The organism is Streptomyces sp. NPDC001507 (genome assembly GCF_042894765.1).
In the GTDB taxonomy this organism is placed as follows: Bacteria; Actinomycetota; Actinomycetes; order Streptomycetales; family Streptomycetaceae; genus Streptomyces.
In genome coordinates this window covers 169522-191601 of record NZ_JBIAVV010000005.1, presented here as the reverse complement: position 1 = coordinate 191601, position 22080 = coordinate 169522, and the positions used below count along the sequence as shown (strand labels likewise).

Here is a 22080-nt window from a genome sequence, read left to right as displayed (position 1 = left end):
TCGGGTGACACGTATTCACGCTTCGGACAGGACCTGCCGCCCGCGTTGTGGATACCGTCGGTGCGGACACCTGCGGGGGAGCCAAGAAAGGGGTGGGGTGTGGGGCGCTGGCGAGACGGCCGGGGAACTTTGCTCGTGCACGGGGACGGGGGCCGGGTGGCCGCCGTTCCGCTGGAGATCGCCACGTCGTATCGCGCCCGCACCAAGGGGCTGTTGGGGCGCGATGGCCTGGACGGCGCGATCCTGCTGTCCCCCGCCAACGGGATCCATACGTTCCGGATGCGCATGGCGATCGACGTCGCCTACCTGGACCGCCGGCTGAACGTCATCGCCGTGCGGACGATGCCGCCGGGGCGCCTCGGCCGGCCTCGCCTCCGCTCCCGGCATGTGCTGGAGGCGGAAGCGGGGGCCATGGCCGGATGGGGAGTGAGGGCGGGCGCGCGGGTGACGGTCGAGGTGGAGTAGGGCTGGCGGCCCGCGCTCCAGGAACTGTCACCACGACCTCAGTCCTCCGTCAGCGGTTCAGGTCCATGACCCCGACTCCGAGGCCCCTGTAGGCCTCTGACGCGACCGTCGCCACCAGCGCCCCGTCGGGGAGCATAGGGTTCGGCCGCGCGACACGTACGGCAGCCGCGACGCCGAAGCCGACGTCGACTCGGCACAACTCGGCAACGGTCGCGCTGTCGCAAAGTCGTCGTCGACGAATCGGAGGACGTCCGAAGGATTCCGACGTGAGCGACGATCCCCGCGCGTTCCGGCTCGGCCTCCAGGAGACACAGAACCGGCACCCACAGGCGCACGTCGTCACTGGCCGCCGCCGCGTGGATGAGTCCTGAGACCTGCTTGTTGCCGCCCACTGCCGGCAGCGTGGCACTGTCGAGGACGTAGTGCTCGGCGACGTTCAACGGGGTGACTCCGCCTCCGCCAGTGCGGCCCGGTGCGCAGCGGTGGCCTCCCGCATCTTGCGCCGCGTTTCCGCGGACTCCTCGTCGGTCACATAGTGCCCGAACCGCTCGGCGAGGAGGGCGCAAGTACGCTCGGCCCGTTCCTGGATCTGCTCGGGGGTCGGAGTCTGAGTCGCTATCTCCTGCATGAGCGCACGAGGACTGGTCCCGCGCGTCTCCGCCACGGCGGCGAGTTGGTCACGGACTTCGGCGGGCACACGGATCACGACGTCGGACATAGCGGAACGTATACGTCACGTACACGTCTGATGAGGCTGGCGGCGCTCAGCTCTCGATCCGCGGGAACGTGACCTCCACCCGGCGGTTCTTCTTGCGCCCCTCCTCCGTCGAGTTGTCGGCGATCGGGTACTGCTCGCCGTAGCCGCGGACGTCGAAGGTGATGTTCGGGTCGTTCAGGTCCTGGTCCAGGACGCCCTGTACGGCGTTGGCGCGCTGGCGGGAGAGGACGTCTCCGTGGGCCGAGGTGCCCAGGTTGTCGGTGAAGCCGAAGACGCGGACCTGGGTCGGGTTCTGCTTCCTGATCTCGTCCGCGATCGCCCCGATCCGTGCCTTCGCCGCCTCGCTCAGCTTCGCGCTGTCCTTGCTGAACAGCACCTCGGCCTGCAGGGCGAACGTCACGTCCGCGTTGGTGTCCTCCCGCCGTTCGTCACCGCTCTGGTCCTCCACGACCGACTTGATGTCCAGGACCTTGGGCGCGGCGAGGGTGGCGCCCTCGGGGAGCTTCAGGTCGGGATCGGTCGGGTCGATCTTCACGGGGGCGGAGGCGGAGGGTTCCGTGCCCGGCGGAACGCTCGGGTCGCCGCCGTCGGCACGGGCGGTCGTCGCGCCGCAGAGATTCGTGGCGAGCAGGAGCGCCGCGGCGCCCAGCGTCAGGGGAAGGCGTGGAGTGGTCACTTCGGCCTCACCCGGAGATCTTGATGGTGCCGCTGGAGAAGGTGGGGAGTTGGAGGGTGACCTCGGTGGTGTCGGCCGGTGGGGCGGGGAACTGCATGAAGACGGGGATGGTCTGGCCGGCGTCGATCGAGGACAGATCGGTCGTGGTGAGCGGGCGGCCGTCAGTGTCCCGAAGCACGTAGTACCGCTTCTTTCCCTTGGAGTCCACGAGGGTGGCGCCACCGAACGACGTACCGTGCTGGACGATCTCCGTTTCGTCACCCCGTAGGGCCACGGGGACCACGACCGACTGGGATCCGTCGTTCTTCAGGTTCGCGTTGACGGTGAGGAATCCGCCTGAGTCCCGGACGGCGGAGGTCACTTGGAGGATCAGGCCGGAAGGGCCGTTGAGTTCGGCGAGGGGCGCAGCGGACTGTCCCTCCTGCGCACTCGGCTGAGACCCGCCGCTCGGGGAGGCCGATGCCGACGCGCCCGGCTTCTTGCCGCCGTCGTCACCACCACCGCCGCCGCATCCGGCCGCGCCGAGAGCCAGACCAGCTGTGATGGCCAGTGCGACCATCCGCCTGCGAGCCTTCGCAGTGAACCGAATGCCCATCACTCCGCTTCCTTCTTCACTCGTCGATTCGCTTGTCAGTCGGCCAGATGGACATCGAAGAGGTCCTCGGGTTTCGGGAGATCGGCGAGATCGCCGAGGTTCAGCTCCCAGTTCCGATCCCTGCAGGTGAGTTCGGGGAGGGCACTGCCACCACCGGTGAGCGTGAATGTGCAGAGCGGCTCTATCACGGCTGTGGCGTGAGCCGTCGACTTCATGTTCTCGGTGCCTGGAACGACGGTGTCGCCCACGGTCTTGTTCGTCTCGGCGTCGACCTTGTAACTCAGCGGCGGTTCGGCCGCGCACTGAGCCGTAGCGTCGTTCTGTGCCGCCAGTTGGTCGGCACGCCAGCAGGAGTCCGCGACGTCCACCTTGCCGTCGAAGATGTCCTGCCACTTGGTCGGGTCGCGTACGTCCTGCACCCACTGGCCCGCAAGCTCGTCACGCGTGTTCAGGGCCGCAGCGAGGGCCGCAGCGTCGGCAGCCGTCTGGGCACCGTTCCGGTTCACCGCGGCCTGGCCGACCGCGAGGTACGCGAGCGCGAGAAAGAGCAGGCCTCCCACTACCGTGATGTAGATGGGGAAGGCCTGCCCTGAATCGCCGTAACGGCGAACACGCATCACACGATTTTGTCGATCTGCGCCAGGATCTTCTCCAGAATGTGGCTGCCGATGCTGGTACCGGTAACCGCCAGCACGATCGCCACCACCACCGCGATGATCCCCAGGTACTCGACCGCGGTCTGGCCCCGGTCGTCGGCACGGCGCTGCATTGCGACAAGCATCCGCAGCATCAGGTTGCTCATGGTGCTCCCCTCCGGGTTCGGTTCCGATCCTGGCAGCGTAGGGCGGAACATACCCGGTGGCGGAGGGTCCGGGGGCCCAAATCCGGACCCAGTTCACCCGGTTCATCTCAGGCCACCCCCAGCCACTTGGCCGTCGCCTGGGCGCGGGTGGTGGTGTGGAGTTTGGCGAAGATGCGGTTGATGTGGTTCTTGACCGTCTTCTCGCTGATGAAGCAGACGGCGGCGATCTGCTGGTTGTTCATGCCGGACGCGATGAGGTCCATGATCTCCGCCTCCCTGCTGCTCAGTTGAAACCGGGACTGGGATGACTGTCCCACGGATGGTTGCAATTGCGAAAGGTGGTGGGTAGTAAATTCCTTACGGGGAGCGCGTAGTTCCGGTTTAGTGTGTGCAGTTGCGTTCCCTCTGACATGCGCCAGCAATGCGTTCGTCGCCGTCGGTGTGAAGTGCGGCCGGCCCCGGCCCACGCCCCGTACCGCCTCGGTCAGCTGCTGTGTCGTGAACTCGCCGTGGACCAGGTAGCCCCCGGCGCCGAGCCGGACCGCCTCCTGCACGAGGGCCGTCTCGTCGCTGTACGTCAGCATCATGACCGGGGCGACGCGGACCAGGTGGGGCAGGGCCGCGATGCCGTCCACGCCGGGCATGCGGACGTCCAGGAGGATGACGTCGGGGCGGTGGCGCAGGGCCGCCTCGTGGGCCGCACGGCCGTCCTCGGCCTCCGCCACCACCGTGAGGTCCTCCGCCGCGGAGAGGACGGCGGTCAGGCCCGCGCGGATCACCGGGTTGTCGTCGGCCACCAGGACGCGCAGTGGCCTTGTCGCGTCGGTCATGGCAGTGGCACCTCCACTCGGACCTCCGTGCCCTCGCCGGTGGTCAGCTGGATGCGGGCGCCCACCGCCGCCGCTCGTTCCGTCATGCCGAGCAGGCCGAAGTGGCCGGTGCGGCGCAGGTCTTCGAGGGACGTGTCCGCGGGCAGGCCCCGGCCGTCGTCGTGGATCGTCACCACCAGGTGGGTGGGGGTGGTGGCGGCCCGTACGTCGACTCTCGTCGCGTGTGCGTGACGGTGCGCGTTCTCCAGGGCTTCCGCCGCGATGCCCAGCAGCTGGCGGGCGGTGGGGGGCGGGAGCGGGACCGGGGCGGCGGGGCCGTCGTACCGGGCGGGCAGGGCCGTGCGCGCGGTGAAGCCGGTGGTCAGTGACTCCAGTTGGGACAGTACGTCGGCCTCCGGGCCGCCGCGCAGGTCCGTCAGGAGTGCGCGGGACTCCGCCGCCGCCCGGCGGGCCGCCCTGGCCAGCAGGTCCGCCTGCTGGCTGATCAGGGCCGGGTCCAGGCGGTCCGGGGAGACGGCCGCCGACGCCGCGAGGCCGTCGGCGACCAGCGCCACGCCGTACAGCGTCTTGGTCACCGAGTCGTGCATCTCACGGGCCAGCCGGGCGCGTTCCGCGCTCGCCGCCTCGGTCGCGGCCAGGCGGGCCCGGGTCTCGGTCAGGGCCTCGGTGGCGGCGCCGAAGCGGAGCATCAGGTTGCGCAGGGTCGAACCCATCGCGCCGGTGATGACACAGAGGCCGGGGAGGAGGAGGGACTCGGCCGGTGCGGAGTGGTGCCGCAGTGCTTCCTGGGCCACCAGAAGGATCAGCGACTGGAGGGAGGCGAAGACCGCCGCTCCGCGCCAGCTGTAGAGGAGGCCGGCGAGGAGGGGGGTGCAGACGCTGACGTACGCGAGGGTGGTGTCGGGTCCCGCCGAGATCAGGAGGAGGGAGCCGAAGAGGGTGTCGGCGGCCAGGAGGGTGGGGTGGCGCAGGAGGAGGGGGCCGAAGCGCTGCCAGTCCCGGAAGAGGACGTAGGAGACCATGAACGTGACGACCACGGCCGAGCCGACCAGGCGGGCGCCCAGGCCGGGGCTGGCGTTGAGGAGGGCGGCCGGGGTCGCCACGGCGATCATCGCCAGGCGGAGGCCGAAGACCTGCCGGCACAGCGCCTGGAGGGCACGGACCTCGACCTTCGCGCCGTCCACGCCGACAAGGACGGTCGCACCGTCCACGCCGGCAACGACGGTCGCGTCGCCCACCTCGGCCGCGCCGCCCCCTTCGGTCGCGTCGCCCACTTCGGCCACGCCGCCCACCTCGGTCGCGTCGCCCACGTCGGTCGCGCCGTTCACGTCGGTCGCGCCGCCCACTTCGGCCACGCCGTCCGCTCGGGTCGCGGTCTTCTCCTCGTCCTCGCTGGTCGCCACGGTCGTCACCTCCGCCTGCTCCCCCCTACTTACCCGTGACCGACCCGAAGTCGACCCCGGAGCCGAGCAGCAGGCCCGCGGCCAGCAGCAGCATCGTCGCCGGGACCATGAACGTGGTGATCATGAGGGTGGCCCTCGGTACCGCGCGGGCCGCCTTGCGGCGGGCGTTCTGGGCGTCGGTGCGGCGCATGTCCTTGGCCAGCGCGACCAGGGTGTCGACGATCGGCGCGCCCAGTTCCTCGCCCTGCTGGAGTGCCGTCACGAACATCGCCACCTGTTCGGAGTCGTTGCGTCGGCGGAGTTCCGCGAAGGCCTGGCGGCGGCTCATGCCGAGGTCCATCTGGCGGAGGGTGATGCGCAGTTCGTCGGCCCACGGGCCCTCGTAGTGCGTGGCCACCCGGTCCAGGGCCTGCCGGAAGCCGAGGCCGGCGCCGACCACCACGGCGAGGACGTCGAGGAAGTCCGGGAGGGTGCGTTCGATGACGTCCTTGCGCAGGCGGATGGCCGACCAGATGCCGACCTCCGTCCAGAACGCGCCGAAGAGGAGGAGCAGGACGGCCACGAGCCACTGGCCGCGGAGGAGGAAGACCAGGAAGCCGGTGCCGCCGAGGGCGCCGTAGACGGCGCGGCGGGCCGCGTAGCGGTCGATCGTGAGGCCGCCGGGGTTGCCGGCCAGGTCGATCCTGCGGCGGTACTTGGCCACCTGGCGCGGGCCCATCAGGCGCAGCACGGCGGGTGCGTACCGCATGCCCATGCGGTCGATGAGGGAGTTGGCGGCGCCGGTGCGGGTGGCGCCCACCTCCAGGGCGATCGCCAGGTCGGAGGGGAGCTTGGCGTCCGCGCGGTACATGCGGACGCCCGCGAAGACGCCGTAGACGGCGAGGGCCATGAGGAGGGCCAGGAGGAGTGCCATGTGACATACCACCTCTACCTATACGTCGAGTGCCTAGACGTCGATGCGGCTCAGGCGGCGGATGAGGACGAACCCGATGACGTACAGCCCGAAGGCGATGACCACGGCCGCCTGGCCGAGGCCGGTGCCCGTCATGCGGGCCAGGGTGCCGTCCTTGACCCCGTTCATGAGGAACAGGGCGCCGACGCCGAGGACCGGGACGGCGTACGACGTCATCGTGACCTGGGAGAGCTGGGTGCGGATCTCGCGGCGGGTCTCCTTGCGCTCCTCCAGGGTCTCGGTGAGGTTGCGCAGGGCGGAGACGACCTGGCCGCCGGCCCGGTTGGAGAGGACCAGCGTGGTGACGAGGACGACCAGTTCGCGGGAGGGGAGCCGGTCGGCCAGCTCGCCGAGCGCGTCGTCCATGGAGTGGCCGATCGCCAGCTGGTCGGCGACCTTGCCGAGTTCCTCGCCGGCCGGGGCCTCCAGCTCCTCCGCGGCCATGCCGATCGCGGTGCGCAGGGCGAGGCCGGCGTGGGTGGCGTTGGCCAGGATGCGGGCCAGTTCGGGGAGTTGGGCGATGAACCGCTCGATGCGTTTCTGCCGTTGCCAGTTGAGGAACTGGACGGCGGCGAAGACGCCGAGCAGGCCGGCGATCGGGCCGAAGAAGGGGGCGAGGGCGGCCTGGCCGATGAGCCAGAGGGCCGCGACGGCGGCGAGCATGTAGACGAAGAACTCGCCGGGCGTCACGTCCAGGCCCGTCGCCGCCAGCCGGAGTTCCAGGCGGCGGCCGACCGACGTGCCGCGCAGGCGGCGGTCCAGGTTGCGGAACCGGCGCCGGCGGCCGGTGAGCGGGGCCTGGCCGGTGTAGGAGAGACGGTCCACCAGGGCGGCGCGCTGGGCCCGGCCGGAGGCGTAGGTGTGCAGGCCCACCACGGCCAGCAGGCCGGCCAGCAGGGTGATGCCGGTGGTGAGGGTGACGAGGTCGTGGAGGGACATGGGCCGCCTACCGGGCTTCTCGGGTGGTGAGCTGGTCGAGGTGCTGGGCCACGCCGAAGGCCTGCGGGATGGGCTGGCTCGCCATGTAGAGGCGGTCGGCGGTGCGGCGCGGGAGCGGGAAGTACTGGAAGGTGCCGAAGACCCGCCCGTCGTGGGTCATGGGCTGGGCGTCGAAGCGGGCCACGGTCGCCAGCCGGTACGGCTCGCTGCCGTGGCTGTCGAGCATCGCGATCTCGGTGATCCGGCGGGCGCCGTCGGCGAACCGGGTCAGCTGCACGATGACCTCGACGGCGCTGTTGATCTGGTCGTGCAGGGCGACGAAGGGGACCTCGACGTCCGACATGGAGGACAGTGTCTGCAGCCGGGTGAGGGCGTCCTCGGCGCTGTTGGCGTGGACGGTGGCGAGCGAGCCGTCGTGGCCGGTGGACATGGCCTGGAGCATGTCCAGGGCCTCGCCGCCGCGGACCTCGCCGACCACGATCCGGTCGGGGCGCATCCGCAGGGAGTTGCGGACCAGGTCGCGGATGGTGACCTGGCCCTTGCCCTCGACGTTCGCCGGGCGGGACTCCAGGCGGACCACGTGGGTCTGCTGGAGCTGGAGTTCGGCGGAGTCCTCGATGGTGATGATGCGTTCGTGGGCCGGGATCAGGCCGGACAGGGCGTTGAGGAGGGTGGTCTTCCCGGTGCCGGTGGCGCCGGAGACGATGATGTTGAACTTCGCCTGCACCAGGCCCGCCAGCAGGAACACCATGTGCTCGTCGAGCGAGCCGAAGCCGATCAGCTCCTGGAGGGTGTAGGAGCGCGGGAAGCGGCGGATGGTGAGGGTGGGGCCGGTCAGGGAGAGCGGCGGGATGATGACGTTGACGCGTTCGCCGGAGGGGAGGCGGGCGTCGACCATCGGGTTCGACTCGTCGACGCGGCGGTTGACGGTGGAGACGATGCGTTCGATGGTCTGCATCAGCTGGTCCGCCGAGACGAAGCGGAGGGGCAGCTGTTCGACGCGGCCGCCGCGCTCGACGAAGATCGCGTCCGGGCCGTTCACCATGATCTCCGTGATCGAGGCGTCTTCGAGGAGCGGTTCCAGGATGCCGAGGCCGAGGGCCTCGTCGACGACGCGGCGGATCAGCTGGGAGCGTTCGACGGTCGACAGGACCGGGCCCTCGCGGCTGATGATGTGGCCGAGGACGCGTTCGAGCCGGGCCCGGCGCTCGGCGGCGGCCAGCGCGCTCATCTCCGCGAGGTCGATCTCCTCAAGGAGCTTGGCCCGGTAGGAGGAGACCAGGTGGCCGTCCTCGCCCCGGCTGCCGTGCTCCTCGGGGGAGTTGATACGTGCCCGCAGGCTCATGGTGGTCCGTACTCCTCGTTCAGTGGTCGACGGGCATCGTGGCGGACTTGGTGGCGTTGCCGAGGTCCCAGACGATCCTGGGGATGTGGACCGTGGCGGTGACGGTGACCGAGTCGCCGCCGCCGGAGGTCGCGCAGCTCACGTCGATCCCGCTGCTGACCGCGGACGAGCAGGCGGCGCCGGCGTCCTGCCGCAGCGAGGCGGCGCGTGCCCCCGCCCGCGCCGCCGTACCGGCCTGCTCGGCGGCGTAGGCGACGGCGCCGAGCTGGATGCCGGCCAGGCCGACGATCAGGAGGATCGGGAGGAAGCCGAGGTACTCGATGGCGACCTGGCCGCGGTCGCGGGAGCGCAGGCGGGGGAGCCGGGGGTGACGGGGGTGCATGTCAGTTCTTCACCTCCTCGACCGTGCCGGCGTGGCCGTGCACGGTGACGGGGAAGTCGATGGAGCCGGGGAAGAGGACCGGGACGCGCAGGGAGACGTCCGCGGTCACCGTGCCGGTGCCGCCGCAGCGGTCCACCGTGGCGCCGTCCCGCCAGGCGCCGGAGAGGTCCTCCAGCGCGGCGCGCTCGCAGACGCCGAAGCGTTCCCCGCGGGGGACGGCGGTGCCCGCCCGTACGCCCTCGTCGGCGGCGTTGCCCGCGAGGGTGAAGGCGTAGCCGACGAGGACGGCCTGCCACATGAGCACCAGGGTGAGGATGATGACCGGGGTCATGCCGAGGAGTTCGATGGAGACCTGTCCGCGGTCGCGGAGGAGGGGGGCGCCGGGTCGTCGGTCGGGTGCGGCCCGGTGGGGGTTGCTCGCACCGGCACGCGACCTAAGACCTTTCGCCCCCGAACCCGACCGACCGCGTCTCACGGCAGCTCCTTCCGCCGCCGGAACCCCACCGCCGCCCGCTCCCCGCCCCGTGCCCGTGTCCCGGACCGGCGCGGCGGCGGTGCCCCCTCCCCCGTCCGCACCAGGCCCAGCTCCCCGGCCAGCCCCCACAGCGCCTGCTTCACCGTGCTCCGTGAGTCCAGCTCGTGCATCCGGCCCGCGTCCACCGCGCCCTGAAGCTCCTTGAAATTGGCGGGAATCGGTGTCCCCGCCATGGCCGTCCCGGTGATGCGGCCGATCAGCGCCGGCTGGATCTCCGTACCGCGCGTGTACCGGTTGACGACCACGGTCGTCTCCTCGGCCTTGCGGATCTGCAGCCGGTCCCACATCCGTACCGTCCGCTTCGCCGCCCGGACGGCGACCACGTCCGGTGTGGTGACGAGGAGGGCCAGGTCGGCGGACTCCACGGCCGCCGCGCCCGCCCCGCCGAGCTGGGCGCCGCAGTCGACGACCACCACCTCGTAGCGGGAGCGCAGGGCGCTGAGGATCTGGCGGGCGGATCGGTCGGTGACCTCCTCGCCGCGTTCGCCCTCGGCGGGCGCGAGGAGCAGGGCGAGCCCCGAGTCGTGGCGGAAGACGGCCTCGGCCATGACCCGCGGGGAGATGTCGCCCACCGCGGCGAGGTCGGCGACCGAGCGGCGGAACTGGACGTCCAGGTAGGAGGCGACGTCCCCGGTCTGCAGGTCGAGGTCGACGAGGGCGGTGGAGTGCCCCGAGGCCTGCGCGGCGAGGGCGATCTGGACCGCGACGAGGGTGGCGCCGGTGCCGCCCTTCGCGCCGCTGACGGTGACGACGGTGCCGCCGACGCCGGCGAAGACGTCGGCGCCGTGGCCGAGATGGCGTCGTACCCCCGTGGACCACTGGGCGACGGCCTGGACGCGCCCGGCCAGTTCCTCGTAGCTCAGCGGGAGGCCGACCAGGCCGCGGGCGCCGGAGTCCATGGCGGCGGCGAACAGGCCGGGGCTGGTGTCGGTGGTGACCAGGACGACGCCCACGGCGGGGAAGCGCAGGGCGACCTCGCGGATCAGTTCCAACGCCGGGACGGGGCCGATGCGTTCGTGGACGACGACGACCTCGGGGAGTTCGTCGACGGACTCGGCGGCGGACCGGGCGAGGGTGTCGACGAGCTGGGTGGAGTCGACGACGGGGGGCAGCGGTTCGGTGTCCGGGAGCTGGCTGAGCAGGGAGACCAGGGAGCGGACGGCGTCCGCGTCACCGACGGCGGGGAGGATCCTGATGGGCATGGAGGGCGCCTCTCACTTGTCCGTCGCGAGTTCGTAGGTGCGGTCCTTGTCCGGCACGGTGGTCGTCGTACCGGGCGCGACCAGGGCGAGCCGGACCCGCTGGGCGAAGGACTCCGCGTAGGTGAGGCGCTGGGCGTCGAGCGTGGACAGCGCGAAGGTGATGGGGACGGCGTCGCTGGGCTGCTGGTTCCTGTTGTCCGGGTCCACGTAGCTGAGCTGGGCGCCGACGTCCAGGACCCGGGCGTTGGTCACGATGATCTTCGACTGGTCCGGGGCGCTCTGCTGCTTGCCCTCGAAGGTGGCGTAGACGTTGACCCGCGAGCCCGGGGTGATCTTGCCGGCCACCCCGGTGGCCGCGTCGATCATGATGGCGACCTCCTGCTCGCCCGGCTTCAGCTCGGGCTGGTCGACGATCATGTCGGTCTGGAGCAGCGAGCCCTTCTTCAGCGCGGTGACCGCGATCTTGCCCTGGATCTGGCTGAGGCTGGTGACGGCGTTGGCGGACAGCCAGCGCTTGGGCAGCGAGATCTTCTTGAACTGGCGCGGGCTCAGCGTGGTGTACGGCGTGACGTCGGAGCGGAGTTCGTACGCGGTGACCTTGGGACCGACCTCGGACTTCGCGTTGTCGATGACCGAGAGCACGCCGGCGAACGCGGCGAGCGCGCAGATCACCGACAGGATCAGGAGTATCACGCCGCGGCGCTGACGGGAGTTCATGGACCGTGCGACCTCATCGGGGAAGCGGGGAGAGTGGGGGAACCGAGCGATGGCGGGGGGTACGGGTCAGGCGGGCGTCCGCTGTTCCAGCGCGCGGGGCGCCGGCGGGTCGTAGTCGGGCGGGGTGGCGGAGCAGAAGACGCAGCGGTCGCCGATGACGTCGACGCCGCACCAGTGGCAGCTGGTCTGCCGTACCGAGGTGACCAGTTGGTAGAGGACCGACAGGTCGGCGAGGTAGCTGGTGAACTCGATCATCCGGCCGGTGCCCCACCACACGGGCGACTCGGCGGGCAGCGGGGTCTCGCGCAGGCCGTGCGCGCCCCAGGACTTGGCGAGACCGCCGATCCAGTCGGACTGCAGCTGCCCCCGGGCGACCAGCATCCAGGTGCTGAACTCGGGGCCGTTCAGCACGGCCTCCGGGGCGATCCGGACCAGTTGCGGCTCGGGGTGGGCGACGACCCCGAAGTGGGTGCCGGGCATCCAGGACTTGGCGTGCGCCTTGAGGCCGACCGGGACGCGGTCCAGCTTGGCGACGGAGCCGAGGACGGCGCCGGAGTGGATGTAGTGGGTGAGCAGCCGGCCGGCCGACGCGAGGACGCCGGGGCTGAGGTCGCAGGAGGCCAGCTGGCGCAGCTGCCGGGCCAGGACGGCGATGCCGAGCGGCGGCAGGCCGGGGCGGAACAGCGCGATGCGGTCGCTCTCCAGGAGGGAGCGCAGGGTGTGCAGGCGACGGACCACGGCCTCGGGCACGGCGTCCGAGTACACGACGACCACATACCCGTACTGCTCGATGAGGGCCACGAACTCGGCGAGGGTGTGGTCGAGGGGCCGCCGGTCGAGGTCCTTGAGGACGACCGCGGGCATGGTCCGCTCGTCCTGGACGGGCAGCGCCATGTCGGCACTGGTCACGGCAATGGCAGTTGGCACGCGCAGCTCCCCGCTCTTCACACCCGGCGGCCCACCGGCGTTACTCCAATGAGCCGGGACGACTTCATTGCGTGACTTCCTCAGCACTGTAACCACGCGCCTGTGACCGGAGAACAGCGTTTGTGTAGCTGTCTGGGATCCGTGACCGCACAAGTGACGCCAAAACGGGACAGGTTGAGCATATGACCGGGGCTCGTTCCGCCTCGCGGGTACTTCCCCGGACCTTTGAATTTGGTCTGGACCTATTGACACGTGAATTGGTCTGGACCACCTTGATTGTCATGCCCAGACTCATCCCCCGGCTCGCGTCCCGGCATGCCGGACAGCGACGCATCCGCATCTGGTCGGCCGTGGCCTCCCTCGCCACGGCACTCGCGATGGCGGGCCTGGCCTCCGCGCCGGCCTCCGCCGCCGACGTCAACAACGTGAAGAACCCCGGCTTCGAGTCGGGTCTGTCCAACTGGACCTGCTCCGCGGGCAGCGGGACCACGGTCTCCTCCCCCGTGCACTCCGGCGCCGCCGCCCTGAAGGCGACCCCGGCCGGGCAGGACTACGCCCAGTGCAGCCAGACGGTGGCGGTGAAGGCCAACTCGACCTACACGCTCAGCGCGTGGGTGCAGGGCTCCTACACCTACCTCGGGGTGACCGGCACCGGCACCACGGACGTGTCGACCTGGACCCCGAACACGTCCTGGACGCAGCTGTCGACGACCTTCACCACCGGCGCCTCGACCACCTCGGTGACGGTCTGGACGCACGGCTGGTACGGCCAGCCGGCCTACTACGCCGACGACGTCTCGGTCTACGGCCCCGACGGCGGGGGCGGATCCGACCCGGCCCCGACCGTCCCGGCGACCCCGACCGGCCTCGCGGTCTCGGGTACGACGTCGTCCTCCGCCTCCCTCTCCTGGGGCGCGGTGTCGGGCGCGACCGGCTACAACGTCTACCAGAACGGCACCAGGGTCTCGGCGGTCACGGGCGCCTCGGCGACGGTCACCGGGCTCGCGGCCTCGACGTCGTACTCGTTCCAGGTCAGCGCGACCAACTCGGCGGGTGAGTCGGCGAAGTCGTCGGCGGTGACGGCGACCACGACCGCGTCCGGCGGCAGCGGCGGCGGCTCGCTGCCCAAGCACGCGGTGACGGGCTACTGGCAGAACTTCAACAACGGCGCCACCGTCCAGAAGATCTCCGACGTGCCGTCCTCGTACGACATCATCGCCGTCGCCTTCGCGGACGCGACCAGCACACCGGGCGCGGTGAGCTTCACCCTCGACTCCGCCGGGCTCGGCGGCTACACGGTCGACCAGTTCAAGGCCGACATCCAGGCCAAGAAGGCGGCCGGCAAGAAGGTCATCATCTCGATCGGCGGCCAGAACGGCACGATCTCGGTGAGCGACTCGGCCTCCGCGACGAACTTCGCCAACTCCGTGTACTCCCTGATGCAGACGTACGGCTTCGACGGCGTCGACATCGACCTGGAGAACGGCATCAACGCGACCTACATGAGCCAGGCGCTGCGCTCGCTGTCGTCGAAGGCGGGCTCCTCGCTGATCATCACGATGGCCCCGCAGACGATCGACATGCAGTCGACGTCCAACGGGTACTTCCAGACGGCCCTGAACATCAAGGACATCCTCACGGTCGTCAACATGCAGTACTACAACAGCGGTTCGATGCTGGGCTGCGACGGCAAGGTGTACAGCCAGGGCTCGGTGGACTTCCTGACCGCGCTCGCCTGCATCCAGCTGCAGGGCGGTCTGTCGCCGTCCCAGGTGGGCCTCGGCCTGCCGGCGTCGACCAGCGCGGCGGGCAGCGGCTACGTGTCGCCCACCGTCGTCAACAACGCCCTCGACTGCCTGACCAAGCTCACCAACTGCGGCTCGTTCAAGCCGTCGACGGCCTACCCCGACCTGCGGGGCGCGATGACCTGGTCGACGAACTGGGACGCGGCGGCCGGGAACGCGTGGTCGTCCTCGGTGGGCGCCCACGTGCACGCCCTGCCGTAACCCCTGCCCGGGTCCCGCCGGCCGGACCGGCCGCCGGGACCCGGGCCGTGCGGCGCCCCGGCCGTCGCCGGCTCGTTCACGCGTACCGCGTGCTCACACGTACTGGACGCGGATCCTCGCCCCGTCCCCTGGCACCCCGTCCCGGACATCGACGTACGCGCACACCTGGCGCGTGAACCACAGCCCCTGCCCCGGCTCCGGTTCCCCGCCGGGCGGCGGCACGAACCCGGCCAGCGGGTCGGCCACCGCCCGGCACAACCGCAGCTCGCAGACGCAGGCCGGGGCCTCGCCCCAGGCGAGGACCTCGACCACCGGCCCGTGCGCGGCCGCCGCCGCCCCGACGGCCCGGCCGAACAGCCCGGCGTCCACCGCCGGCAGCCCGCACCCGGCGGCCCAGGCCGCGACCGCCTCCGGCGCGGGCAGCCGGGCCGCGGACTGCGGCGGCGGGGGCAGCGGTACGGCGTCCAGCTCCCGCACCAGGACCGGTGGCTGCTCGTACACCCCCGTACCCGGGTGGGCCCTGCGGGCCGCGTCGACGACGGCCGGGCCCGCCGTACGGGTGTCGTACGCGCACAGGGCGGTGGTGGCGAAGGGGGCGAACAGCAGGTTGGCGAGGGACTCGTAGCGGATCCACTCGATGCTCTCCCGTGCCGAACGGCCCGCGCGTCCCGCCCAGTCGGGCTCCATGAGGAGGTGGACCCGGCCCCCGGGCCCGGCGTTCGCCGCGAGGTAACCGGCGCCCTGGGCCACGGCGTTGGCGGCCGTACCGGTGTACCAGTCGGTGTGGTCGATGAAGCCGACGTCCCGGGCGTCACCGCCGAGCGCGTCGCGCAGGACGGCCAGCAGACCCGGGGCGGCGATGGCGACGGGCGGAGGCTCGTCCGGAGCGGCGAGGCCCTCGGCGAGGAAGGGCAGGGCGGCGGCGACGAACCCGTCGTCCGACCCGAACACGGCCATCCGGTGGTCGAACTGCCCGTGGGACGCGGCGGGGCGCCCGCCCGTACTGGTGCTCATCGGGTCTCCTGTGCGTCAGCGCCGGGCGGTCACCAGGGCGGCAGCCAGCAGGCCCCGCGCGGCGCCGATCCGCCCATGATCAGCCAGCCCTCCTCTTGGCCGTCCGACCACGGTCTCCCGGCGGACCGGGAGAACGCACACGGACGTCACGCGGGTGGGTGCACTTCGGCGGGGTCCGCTTGCGGCGGCAGGTACGCGCGTACACTGCGCGGCCGATTCGCGCGGCCAATTTTACTATCTTGACCTGTCCATGCCATTCCCTGGACGATGAGCGGCACTCGCACAGCCATCACACAGGTACACAGGCACGTCGCACTGAACCACCCCCACCTCCCCAGGAGACTTCATGCGACTTCGCATACGCGGCTCCGGTGCCCGCACCGGCAGACGGACCGCCGCCCTCGGCGCCCTGCTCGCTCTCGCCCTCGCGGCCCCCGTGTCGGCGACGGCGACCCACGCGACGGCCGACAGCGCCCGCCCGTCCGCCCCGTCGGCCGACGACGTCCGGCAGTACGAGATCCACCAGAGCACCACCCCGGTGACCCGTGCCGCGATCCAGCAGGCCGGCGTCTCCGTGGACGAGGCCGACGAGGAGACCGTGGTCGTCTCCGGGCGGCCCGCGCAGATCGCCGCGCTGAAGCGCCTCGGCTACGACGTCGCACCGCTCGGCGCGGCCCCGGACCGGTCGTCCGCCGCGGACCGCCTGCGCCTGTTCGACTTCCCGACGGCCGACTCGAAGTACCACAACTACGCCGAGGCGAACGCCGAGATCGACCAGCGGCTCGCCGCCTACCCCTCGATCATGAGCAAGCAGGTGATCGGCAAGTCGTACCAGGGCCGGGACATCGTCGCGATCAAGGTCAGCGACAACGTGGCCACGGACGAGAACGAGCCCGAGGTCCTCCTCACCTTCCACCAGCACGCGCGCGAGCACCTCACGGTGGAGATGGCGCTGTACCTGCTGCGGGAGCTGGGCGCCGGATACGGATCGGACTCCCGGGTCACGAACATCGTCAACAGCCGGGAGATCTGGATCGTCCCCGATCTCAACCCCGACGGCGGCGAGTACGACATCGCCACCGGCTCCTACCGGTCGTGGCGCAAGAACCGGCAGCCCAACTCCGGTTCGTCGTACGTCGGTACGGACCTGAACCGGAACTGGAACTACAAGTGGGGCTGCTGCGGCGGCTCGTCGGGCTCGACGTCGTCCGAGACGTACCGGGGCGCGTCCGCGGAGTCGGCACCCGAGGTCAAGGTGGTCGCCGACTTCGTGCGCAGCCGGGTGATCGGCGGCAAGCAGCAGATCAAGGCGGGCATCGACTTCCACACGTACAGCGAGCTGGTGCTGTGGCCGTTCGGCTACACGACCGCCGACACGGCCACCGGGATGACCGCGGACGACGCCGCGGCGTTCAAGGCGGTCGGGCAGAAGATGGCGGCGAGCAACGGCTACACGCCGGAGCAGTCGAGCGACCTGTACATCACCGACGGCTCGATCGACGACTATCTGTGGGGCACCCAGAAGATCTTCGACTACACCTTCGAGATGTACCCGACGTCCAGTTCCGGGGGCGGCTTCTACCCGCCCGACGAGGTGATCGAGCGGGAGACCTCGCGGAACCGGGACGCGGTGTTCCAACTGCTGGAGAACGCGGACTGCATGTACAGGTCGATCGGGAAGGAAGCGCAGTACTGCGGGTAGCCGACGGGTGAGCCCCTCCGGCGGTGGGGCAGCCACCGGGGCCGGAGCGGCTCGGCCGCGGACGGGACGGGGCTACTCCTTGCGGAGGGCCCCATCCTTGTCCGCGGTCTCGTCGACGGCCTTGTCGCCGGCTTCGGCCTCGGCTTCACCTTCGTCCGCGGCCTTGTCCTCCGCTGCCGCCTCCGCCTCCTGGGCGTCCTCGGCTTCGTCTTCCGCGCCGTCGTCGAAGTACGCGTCGAGGACCTCGTCCAGCTGCTCCTCCCACTCCTTGAAGCGGGAGCGGGACGTCGCCTCGATCTCGATGGGGTACCAGCGGCGCTCCGGCGTGTGGACGGTGATCGTGAAGCGCTTGCCGAAGCGCGGCGCCTCGGTCTCGACCGCACCGATCTCGTCCCAGCGGAACTCGCACTTCTCCTCGTCGAGGCTGAGGCGCACGCCCTGGTGGTCGGCCACTATCCGGGCGCGCCGGTCGGCGGCCTCGAAGACGGGGCCCGAGGAGGTCTCCGCGGCGTCGTCGGTGTCGCCGTCGGCGGCGTCCGCGTCGACGGCGGCGTCCGCGTCCACCGTGGCCTCGGCACCGGCCGCGGCCACGGGTTCTGCCGCCGTCACCGCCGCCTCCGCGTCCACGGTCTCCTCGGCCTCCGCCGGCCGGGCGTCCTCCGGCTGCGCGTCCGCGGGCTCGGCGGACGCGGGTGCGGTGAGCCCGGGGATGAAGGCCGGGTCGAATCCGGCGCCCTCCAGGGGCTGGCTGTTGGCTCCTATGCGCTGCTCCACAGCGGGCAGTATGGTCCAAGAACCTGTGCTGGACACAGCCAGCCCCGGACTTCGTTATCAGACGCCTACACGAAGACGCTGAGCACGCCCGCCACCGCGAACCCGGCCACCGACAGCACCGTCTCCAGCACGGTCCAGGTCTTCAGGGTGTCCCGCTCGCTGATGCCGAAGTACTTGGCCACCATCCAGAATCCGCCGTCGTTGACGTGCGAGGCGAAAATGGATCCTGCCGAGATCGACATGATGACGAGGGCGACGAAGGCCTGGGAGTGGTGGCCCTCGCCGAGGAGCGGCGCGACGATGCCGGCCGTCGTCACGATCGCCACCGTCGCGGAGCCCTGGGCGACCCGCAGCACCACCGAGATCAGGTACGACAGCACGATCACCGGGAGCCCGACGCCGTGAAAGGTGTCGGAGAGGGCCTGGGCGACGCCGCTCGCCTTCAGCACGGCGCCGAAGATCCCGCCCGCGCCTACCACCAGCAGGATGTTGCCGACCGGCTTGAGGGACGCGGTCGACACGGTCTCCAGGGACTTGCGGGACCAGCCGCGCCGGATGCCGAGCAGGTAGTAGGCGAGGACCAGGGCGATGGTGAGGGCGACCATCGGCGTGCCGAAGAACTCGAGGACCGAGCGGCCGGTGGAGGGGTCGAGGGCGATGGAGGAGAAGGTCGCGGCGAGGATGAGGACGAGGGGCGTGCCGATGATGGCGAGGACCGTGCCGAGCGGCACCGGCTTCTCCTGGGGCGCCACCCCGGCCGCCCGCTGCTCGGCCACCACCGCCTGCCTGGCCTCCTCGGCGGCCTCGACCATGTCCTGCGGTACGGCGACGAAGATCCGCCTGCCGATCCACGCCGAGTACGCCCACGCGGCCAGCACCGCCGGGATGCCGCAGACGACGCCCATGAGGATGACCCAGCCGAGCTGGACGTGCAGCAGCGCGGCGGCGGCCACCGGGCCGGGGTGCGGCGGCAGGAAGGCGTGGGTCATGGAGAGGCCGGCGAGGAGGGGGAGGCAGTACAGGAGGATCGACTTGCCACCGCGTTTGGCCGCCGCGTAGACGAGGGGGGCCAGGACGAAGATGCCGACGTCGAAGAAGACGGGGATGCCGAAGATCAGGCCGGTCAGGCCCATGGCGAGCGGGGCCCGCCGCTCGCCGAAGAGGCCGAGCAGCCGGCCGGCCAGCACCTCGGCACCGCCGCTGACCTCGAGGATCGCGCCGAGCATGGTGCCGAGCCCGATGATGATCGCGACGTGGCCGAGGATGCCGCCCATGCCGGACTCCACGGTGGAGACGGCGTCCGAGCGCTGGACGGTGCCGAAGAGTTCGGTGACCGAGAGACCGGCGAGCAGGCCGACGGCTATGGAGACGGCGAGGAGGGCCACGAAGGGCTGGAGCCGCGCCTTGATGATGAGGAAGAGGAGCAGGGCGATGCCGATGGCGGCGACGGTGAGGAGTCCGGCGGTGCCGTCGAGGAGGAGGAGCAGGCCTCCGGTGTGGGGTGGGGTCGTGGGGGTGGCGGAGGCGGCGAGCGGTAGGGACATGTGGGGGTCCTCTGCGTAAGTTCATCGGGCTTTCGGGCAGGGGGCATCGCGGCACGGCGCCGCGGGACGCGCCGTGCCGTGCCGTGACAGCCGTACGGCGTGCGGGAGTTGAGGGAGTGTCGGCCTCAGCCGCCGACCTCAGCCGAGGACGGCGAGGGCGTCGATCTCGATGAGGAGGCCGGCGGGCAGACCGACGTACACGGTCGTGCGGGCGGCGGGCGGCGCGGTGAGGCCCTGCTCCTCGAAGTAGATGTTGTAGATGCCGTTCATCTCGGCGAAGTGGTCCACGTCCGTCAGGTAGACGCGGATCATCATGACGTCGTCCCAGGATGCGCCGCCCTCCTCCAGGATCGCCTTGACGTTGGCGAGGGTCTGGAGGGTCTGCTCGCGCAGGGTGGGACCGGCCGGGGTCGGCGGCTTGCCCTCCTCGGCGGGCAGGAAGCCGACCTGGCCGGCGACCTGGAGGATGTTGCCCTTGCGGACGCCGTGCGAGAACTTCGCGGGCGGGGTGGTGTGGGTCGTGGGGGTGAGGGCGGTCTTCTCGGTCATCTGGTGCCGGCTTCCTTGATCGGTGTTCTGCCTGAGTACTCGCCGCTGATCGCGTCCGCCGTACGGCGCACCTGCGGGAGCAGGGTGAGGAGTTCGTCGGCGGTGACGACGACGTTGGGCGCGGAGACCGACATCGCGGCGACGACACGCCCGTCTGCGCCGCGGATCGGTGCGGCGACGCAGTTGATGGACTCCTCGTGGCCGCCGAGGTCGGTGGCCCAGCCCTGTTCGCGCACCTTGGCCAGTTCCCTGAGGAACGCCTCCGCGTTGGGCGTCGAACGGGCCGTGTACATGGGGTAGTCGAGCTTGTCAGCGAGGGCGCGCCGCTCGGGCTCGGGCAGGTCGGCGAGGAGCAGCTTGGCGACGGCGGCGACGGTGATGGCGACGGGCTTGCCGATGCGGGAGTACATGCGCACCGGGTAACGGCTCTCGACCTTGTCGATGTAGAGGACCTCGCCCTCCTCGAACACGGCGAGGTGCACGGTGTGTCCGCAGGCCGCGTTGAGGCGGGCCAGGTGGGGGTGGGCGATCTCGCGGACGTCCAGGTTCTCCATCGCCTCCTGGGCGAGGGCGAAGAGGCGGGCGCCGAGGCGGTAGCGCTGGTCGGACTGGCGGTAGACGAGGCCGTGTTCGTGGAGGGTGCGCAGCAGCCGCAGTGCGGTCGACTTGTGCACGCCGAGGCGGTCGGCGACCTGGCCGAGGTCGGCGGGGCCCTCGGCGAGCAGGGGCAGGATGCTGAGCGCTCGGTCGACGGTCTGGCTCATGGGGTGCGTTCCTCCTCTTCGGCCGCGCCGGCTTCGGTCCAGCCGGGGCCGAGTCGAAGTCTCTCCCACGCGCCGGCGTCCAGGGCGGTCAGCCGGTCGGTGGTGTCGCGGTCGGGGGGCGGGGCGAGGTCGGCGGGGGTGGTGAGGGCGGCGGCGGCGAAGAGGTGCCCGAGCCGGAGCGTCTGCCGGAGCGGGAGGCCGCGCAGGACCCCCGAGAGGAAACCGGCGGCGAAGGCGTCGCCGGCGCCGACGGTTGCCACGACGTCGACGACGGGGGCGGGTTCGAAAGTGCCGGGGGTGGGGGCCGGGGTTACCGGCGCTGGGAGGAAGCGGCGGCTGTAGCGCCCCTTGAGGGGCGCGGGGAACTGCGCGACCAGCCCCCACCGGGCCGCGGCCGACACGAAAGCCGTCGCCCCCGTTGCCCCCTGCTTCACCACCAGCACCTCAGGCTCGGGCAGCAGCTCCCGAACGGCCGCCGGTCCGCCCCCCACCCCCCACGCCAGCTCCGCCTCGTCCTCCCCCACAAAAACGATGTCGGCCCGGCGCGCCAGCTCCAGCAGCACCTCCGCGCCGTCGGACCCGCCCCACAGCCCCGCCCGGTAGTTCACGTCGAACGACACCACCGGCGGCCGTTCCCCGCCGGAAGCCGTCAGCTCGCGCAGCAGCCCCAGGCAGCCCTCCGACAAGGCGGCCGTGATCCCCGACAGGTGCAGGATCCGCCCGGCGCGCACCGCCGCCAGGTCCACCGTCGCCGCCGACATCGCGGACGCCGCCGAACCCGCCCGGTAGTACGCGACCTCGTGCGCGTCCGTCGCCCGGTCACCGGCCGTACGGAAGTACACCCCCGTCGGCCGCCCTGGGTCGCGGCCCACGTACGAGACGTCCACGCCGTACGCGCCGACGGTCTCCCGCAGGTGGTCGCCGAACCCGTCCGCGCCGACCCGGCTGACCCAGCGCACGGCGTGTCCGGCGGCGGCCAGCGCACAGGCCACGTTGGACTCGGCGCCGCCGATCGCGCGGTCGAAGGACGGCACGTCCGCGAGGCGCCCGGGCCGGGTGGGCAGAAACGTGACCATGGACTCGCCGAGCGCGACGACGTCCACGGCGTCGACCGCGCCGGTGGCCTTCACGATGGTCGTGGCTCCTCGTCGTCGGGGAAGGGTCGCTACGGGCTCCATTGACCCGGCGTTGGCGTGGATGTTAGACAGCGGTAAGCGACATACGCAATGGACGTTGCAC

General features: G+C 71.2%; 24 protein-coding genes. 3 read left to right on the top strand and 21 right to left on the bottom strand.

Annotated elements, in window-relative coordinates; all coding sequences use genetic code 11:
* Positions 1-99: 99 nt before the first annotated feature.
* Entirely contained in the window at positions 100-465 is a 366-nt protein-coding gene (locus tag ACFY0K_RS18095) for a DUF192 domain-containing protein (RefSeq protein ID WP_390640672.1), read from the top strand.
* Positions 466-901: 436 nt separating this feature from the next.
* On the opposite strand, the gene ACFY0K_RS18090 is transcribed toward ACFY0K_RS18095, so the two are convergent.
* The 15 genes from ACFY0K_RS18090 to ACFY0K_RS18020 all read right to left on the bottom strand — a co-directional run bounded on the left by ACFY0K_RS18090 (position 902) and on the right by ACFY0K_RS18020 (position 12455).
* Positions 902-1183, bottom strand: a complete 282-nt coding sequence (locus tag ACFY0K_RS18090; protein ID WP_390640671.1) for a hypothetical protein — start codon at positions 1181-1183, stop codon at positions 902-904.
* Between the two features lie 46 nt (positions 1184-1229).
* Positions 1230-1859, bottom strand: a complete 630-nt coding sequence (locus tag ACFY0K_RS18085) for an OmpA family protein (protein ID WP_390640670.1) — start codon at positions 1857-1859, stop codon at positions 1230-1232.
* Between the two features lie 7 nt (positions 1860-1866).
* The gene (locus tag ACFY0K_RS18080; RefSeq protein WP_390640669.1) at positions 1867-2454 is read right to left on the bottom strand and encodes a hypothetical protein; all 588 of its coding nucleotides are present in this window, start codon (positions 2452-2454) and stop codon (positions 1867-1869) included.
* Between the two features lie 35 nt (positions 2455-2489).
* The gene (locus ACFY0K_RS18075) at positions 2490-3071 is read right to left on the bottom strand and encodes a pilus assembly protein TadG-related protein (RefSeq protein ID WP_390640668.1); all 582 of its coding nucleotides are present in this window, start codon (positions 3069-3071) and stop codon (positions 2490-2492) included.
* Positions 3071-3256, bottom strand: coding sequence for a hypothetical protein (locus ACFY0K_RS18070; protein WP_352354503.1), 186 nt, complete (start codon positions 3254-3256; stop codon positions 3071-3073). Before ACFY0K_RS18070 ends, ACFY0K_RS18075 begins: the two co-directional genes overlap by 1 nt.
* Before the next feature lie 107 nt (positions 3257-3363).
* The gene (locus ACFY0K_RS18065; protein ID WP_390640667.1) at positions 3364-4086 is read right to left on the bottom strand and encodes a response regulator; all 723 of its coding nucleotides are present in this window, start codon (positions 4084-4086) and stop codon (positions 3364-3366) included.
* Entirely contained in the window at positions 4083-5441 is a 1359-nt protein-coding gene (locus ACFY0K_RS18060) for a sensor histidine kinase (protein WP_390640962.1), read from the bottom strand. Before ACFY0K_RS18060 ends, ACFY0K_RS18065 begins: the two co-directional genes overlap by 4 nt.
* Positions 5442-5514: 73 nt before the next feature.
* Positions 5515-6402 carry a DUF5936 domain-containing protein gene (locus ACFY0K_RS18055; protein WP_351711339.1) on the bottom strand — a complete coding sequence of 296 codons (888 nt, stop codon included), beginning with the start codon at positions 6400-6402 and terminating at the stop codon, positions 5515-5517.
* A 33-nt stretch (positions 6403-6435) separates the two neighbouring features.
* On the bottom strand, positions 6436-7380 hold the full coding sequence (locus ACFY0K_RS18050; protein ID WP_390640666.1) for a type II secretion system F family protein: 945 nt from the start codon (positions 7378-7380) through the stop codon (positions 6436-6438).
* 7 nt (positions 7381-7387) lie between these two features.
* Positions 7388-8725, bottom strand: coding sequence for a CpaF family protein (locus ACFY0K_RS18045; RefSeq protein ID WP_390640665.1), 1338 nt, complete (start codon positions 8723-8725; stop codon positions 7388-7390).
* A gap of 19 nt (positions 8726-8744) precedes the next feature.
* A complete protein-coding gene (locus tag ACFY0K_RS18040) occupies positions 8745-9107 on the bottom strand; it encodes a TadE/TadG family type IV pilus assembly protein (protein WP_390640664.1) in 363 nt (120 codons plus the stop codon).
* A gap of 1 nt (position 9108) precedes the next feature.
* Positions 9109-9438: a pilus assembly protein gene (locus ACFY0K_RS18035; protein ID WP_390640663.1), complete on the bottom strand. Its 330-nt coding sequence runs from the start codon at positions 9436-9438 to the stop codon at positions 9109-9111.
* Between the two features lie 140 nt (positions 9439-9578).
* Positions 9579-10844, bottom strand: a complete 1266-nt coding sequence (locus ACFY0K_RS18030; protein ID WP_390640662.1) for a CpaE family protein — start codon at positions 10842-10844, stop codon at positions 9579-9581.
* Positions 10845-10856: 12 nt separating this feature from the next.
* A complete protein-coding gene (gene cpaB / locus ACFY0K_RS18025; protein WP_390640661.1) occupies positions 10857-11561 on the bottom strand; it encodes a Flp pilus assembly protein CpaB in 705 nt (234 codons plus the stop codon).
* A gap of 66 nt (positions 11562-11627) precedes the next feature.
* Positions 11628-12455, bottom strand: coding sequence for a hypothetical protein (locus ACFY0K_RS18020; RefSeq protein ID WP_390640961.1), 828 nt, complete (start codon positions 12453-12455; stop codon positions 11628-11630).
* Between the two features lie 314 nt (positions 12456-12769).
* Here ACFY0K_RS18020 and ACFY0K_RS18015 point away from each other — a divergent pair, with 314 nt between their 5' ends.
* Positions 12770-14494 carry a chitinase gene (locus ACFY0K_RS18015; RefSeq protein ID WP_390640660.1) on the top strand — a complete coding sequence of 575 codons (1725 nt, stop codon included), beginning with the start codon at positions 12770-12772 and terminating at the stop codon, positions 14492-14494.
* Positions 14495-14587: 93 nt separating this feature from the next.
* Here the strand turns inward: ACFY0K_RS18015 and ACFY0K_RS18010 are convergent, their stop codons facing one another.
* Complete coding sequence (locus tag ACFY0K_RS18010) at positions 14588-15508, bottom strand: anti-sigma factor RsbA family regulatory protein (RefSeq protein WP_390640659.1); 921 nt, start codon at positions 15506-15508, stop codon at positions 14588-14590.
* Positions 15509-15854: 346 nt separating this feature from the next.
* Here ACFY0K_RS18010 and ACFY0K_RS18005 point away from each other — a divergent pair, with 346 nt between their 5' ends.
* A complete protein-coding gene (locus tag ACFY0K_RS18005; RefSeq protein ID WP_390640658.1) occupies positions 15855-17210 on the top strand; it encodes a M14 family metallopeptidase in 1356 nt (451 codons plus the stop codon).
* A 72-nt stretch (positions 17211-17282) separates the two neighbouring features.
* Here ACFY0K_RS18005 and ACFY0K_RS18000 read toward each other — a convergent pair whose 3' ends face one another.
* The 5 genes from ACFY0K_RS18000 to ACFY0K_RS17980 all read right to left on the bottom strand — a co-directional run bounded on the left by ACFY0K_RS18000 (position 17283) and on the right by ACFY0K_RS17980 (position 21917).
* The gene (locus tag ACFY0K_RS18000; protein ID WP_390640657.1) at positions 17283-17984 is read right to left on the bottom strand and encodes a hypothetical protein; all 702 of its coding nucleotides are present in this window, start codon (positions 17982-17984) and stop codon (positions 17283-17285) included.
* Positions 17985-18049: 65 nt separating this feature from the next.
* The gene (locus ACFY0K_RS17995) at positions 18050-19528 is read right to left on the bottom strand and encodes a GntP family permease (protein ID WP_390640656.1); all 1479 of its coding nucleotides are present in this window, start codon (positions 19526-19528) and stop codon (positions 18050-18052) included.
* Positions 19529-19666: 138 nt separating this feature from the next.
* Positions 19667-20077: a RidA family protein gene (locus tag ACFY0K_RS17990; protein ID WP_390640655.1), complete on the bottom strand. Its 411-nt coding sequence runs from the start codon at positions 20075-20077 to the stop codon at positions 19667-19669.
* The gene (locus tag ACFY0K_RS17985) at positions 20074-20841 is read right to left on the bottom strand and encodes an IclR family transcriptional regulator (RefSeq protein ID WP_384029928.1); all 768 of its coding nucleotides are present in this window, start codon (positions 20839-20841) and stop codon (positions 20074-20076) included. The genes ACFY0K_RS17990 and ACFY0K_RS17985 overlap by 4 nt, the downstream gene beginning before the upstream one ends.
* On the bottom strand, positions 20838-21917 hold the full coding sequence (locus tag ACFY0K_RS17980; protein ID WP_390640960.1) for a sugar kinase: 1080 nt from the start codon (positions 21915-21917) through the stop codon (positions 20838-20840). The genes ACFY0K_RS17985 and ACFY0K_RS17980 overlap by 4 nt, the downstream gene beginning before the upstream one ends.
* Positions 21918-22080: the final 163 nt, after the last annotated feature.

What these genes read in the sequence shown, in the direction of transcription:
- ACFY0K_RS18090 (WP_390640671.1), bottom strand. Translation starts at nt 1,183, where the DNA reads ATGTCCGACGTCGTGATCCGTGTGCCCGCCGAAGTCCGTGACCAACTC.
- ACFY0K_RS18070 (WP_352354503.1), bottom strand. Translation starts at nt 3,256, where the DNA reads ATGAGCAACCTGATGCTGCGGATGCTTGTCGCAATGCAGCGCCGTGCC.
- ACFY0K_RS18035 (WP_390640663.1), bottom strand. Translation starts at nt 9,438, where the DNA reads ATGACCCCGGTCATCATCCTCACCCTGGTGCTCATGTGGCAGGCCGTC.
- ACFY0K_RS18020 (WP_390640961.1), bottom strand. Translation starts at nt 12,455, where the DNA reads ATGGCGCTGCCCGTCCAGGACGAGCGGACCATGCCCGCGGTCGTCCTC.
- ACFY0K_RS17995 (WP_390640656.1), bottom strand. Translation starts at nt 19,528, where the DNA reads ATGTCCCTACCGCTCGCCGCCTCCGCCACCCCCACGACCCCACCCCAC.
- ACFY0K_RS18040 (WP_390640664.1), bottom strand. Translation starts at nt 9,107, where the DNA reads ATGCACCCCCGTCACCCCCGGCTCCCCCGCCTGCGCTCCCGCGACCGC.
- ACFY0K_RS17985 (WP_384029928.1), bottom strand. Translation starts at nt 20,841, where the DNA reads ATGAGCCAGACCGTCGACCGAGCGCTCAGCATCCTGCCCCTGCTCGCC.
- ACFY0K_RS18075 (WP_390640668.1), bottom strand. Translation starts at nt 3,071, where the DNA reads ATGCGTGTTCGCCGTTACGGCGATTCAGGGCAGGCCTTCCCCATCTAC.
- ACFY0K_RS18055 (WP_351711339.1), bottom strand. Translation starts at nt 6,402, where the DNA reads ATGGCACTCCTCCTGGCCCTCCTCATGGCCCTCGCCGTCTACGGCGTC.
- ACFY0K_RS18080 (WP_390640669.1), bottom strand. Translation starts at nt 2,454, where the DNA reads ATGGGCATTCGGTTCACTGCGAAGGCTCGCAGGCGGATGGTCGCACTG.
- ACFY0K_RS18005 (WP_390640658.1), top strand. Translation starts at nt 15,855, where the DNA reads ATGCGACTTCGCATACGCGGCTCCGGTGCCCGCACCGGCAGACGGACC.
- cpaB (WP_390640661.1), bottom strand. Translation starts at nt 11,561, where the DNA reads ATGAACTCCCGTCAGCGCCGCGGCGTGATACTCCTGATCCTGTCGGTG.
- ACFY0K_RS17990 (WP_390640655.1), bottom strand. Translation starts at nt 20,077, where the DNA reads ATGACCGAGAAGACCGCCCTCACCCCCACGACCCACACCACCCCGCCC.
- ACFY0K_RS18015 (WP_390640660.1), top strand. Translation starts at nt 12,770, where the DNA reads ATGCCCAGACTCATCCCCCGGCTCGCGTCCCGGCATGCCGGACAGCGA.
- ACFY0K_RS18050 (WP_390640666.1), bottom strand. Translation starts at nt 7,380, where the DNA reads ATGTCCCTCCACGACCTCGTCACCCTCACCACCGGCATCACCCTGCTG.
- ACFY0K_RS18030 (WP_390640662.1), bottom strand. Translation starts at nt 10,844, where the DNA reads ATGCCCATCAGGATCCTCCCCGCCGTCGGTGACGCGGACGCCGTCCGC.
- ACFY0K_RS18065 (WP_390640667.1), bottom strand. Translation starts at nt 4,086, where the DNA reads ATGACCGACGCGACAAGGCCACTGCGCGTCCTGGTGGCCGACGACAAC.
- ACFY0K_RS17980 (WP_390640960.1), bottom strand. Translation starts at nt 21,917, where the DNA reads ATGGTCACGTTTCTGCCCACCCGGCCCGGGCGCCTCGCGGACGTGCCG.
- ACFY0K_RS18045 (WP_390640665.1), bottom strand. Translation starts at nt 8,725, where the DNA reads ATGAGCCTGCGGGCACGTATCAACTCCCCCGAGGAGCACGGCAGCCGG.
- ACFY0K_RS18010 (WP_390640659.1), bottom strand. Translation starts at nt 15,508, where the DNA reads ATGAGCACCAGTACGGGCGGGCGCCCCGCCGCGTCCCACGGGCAGTTC.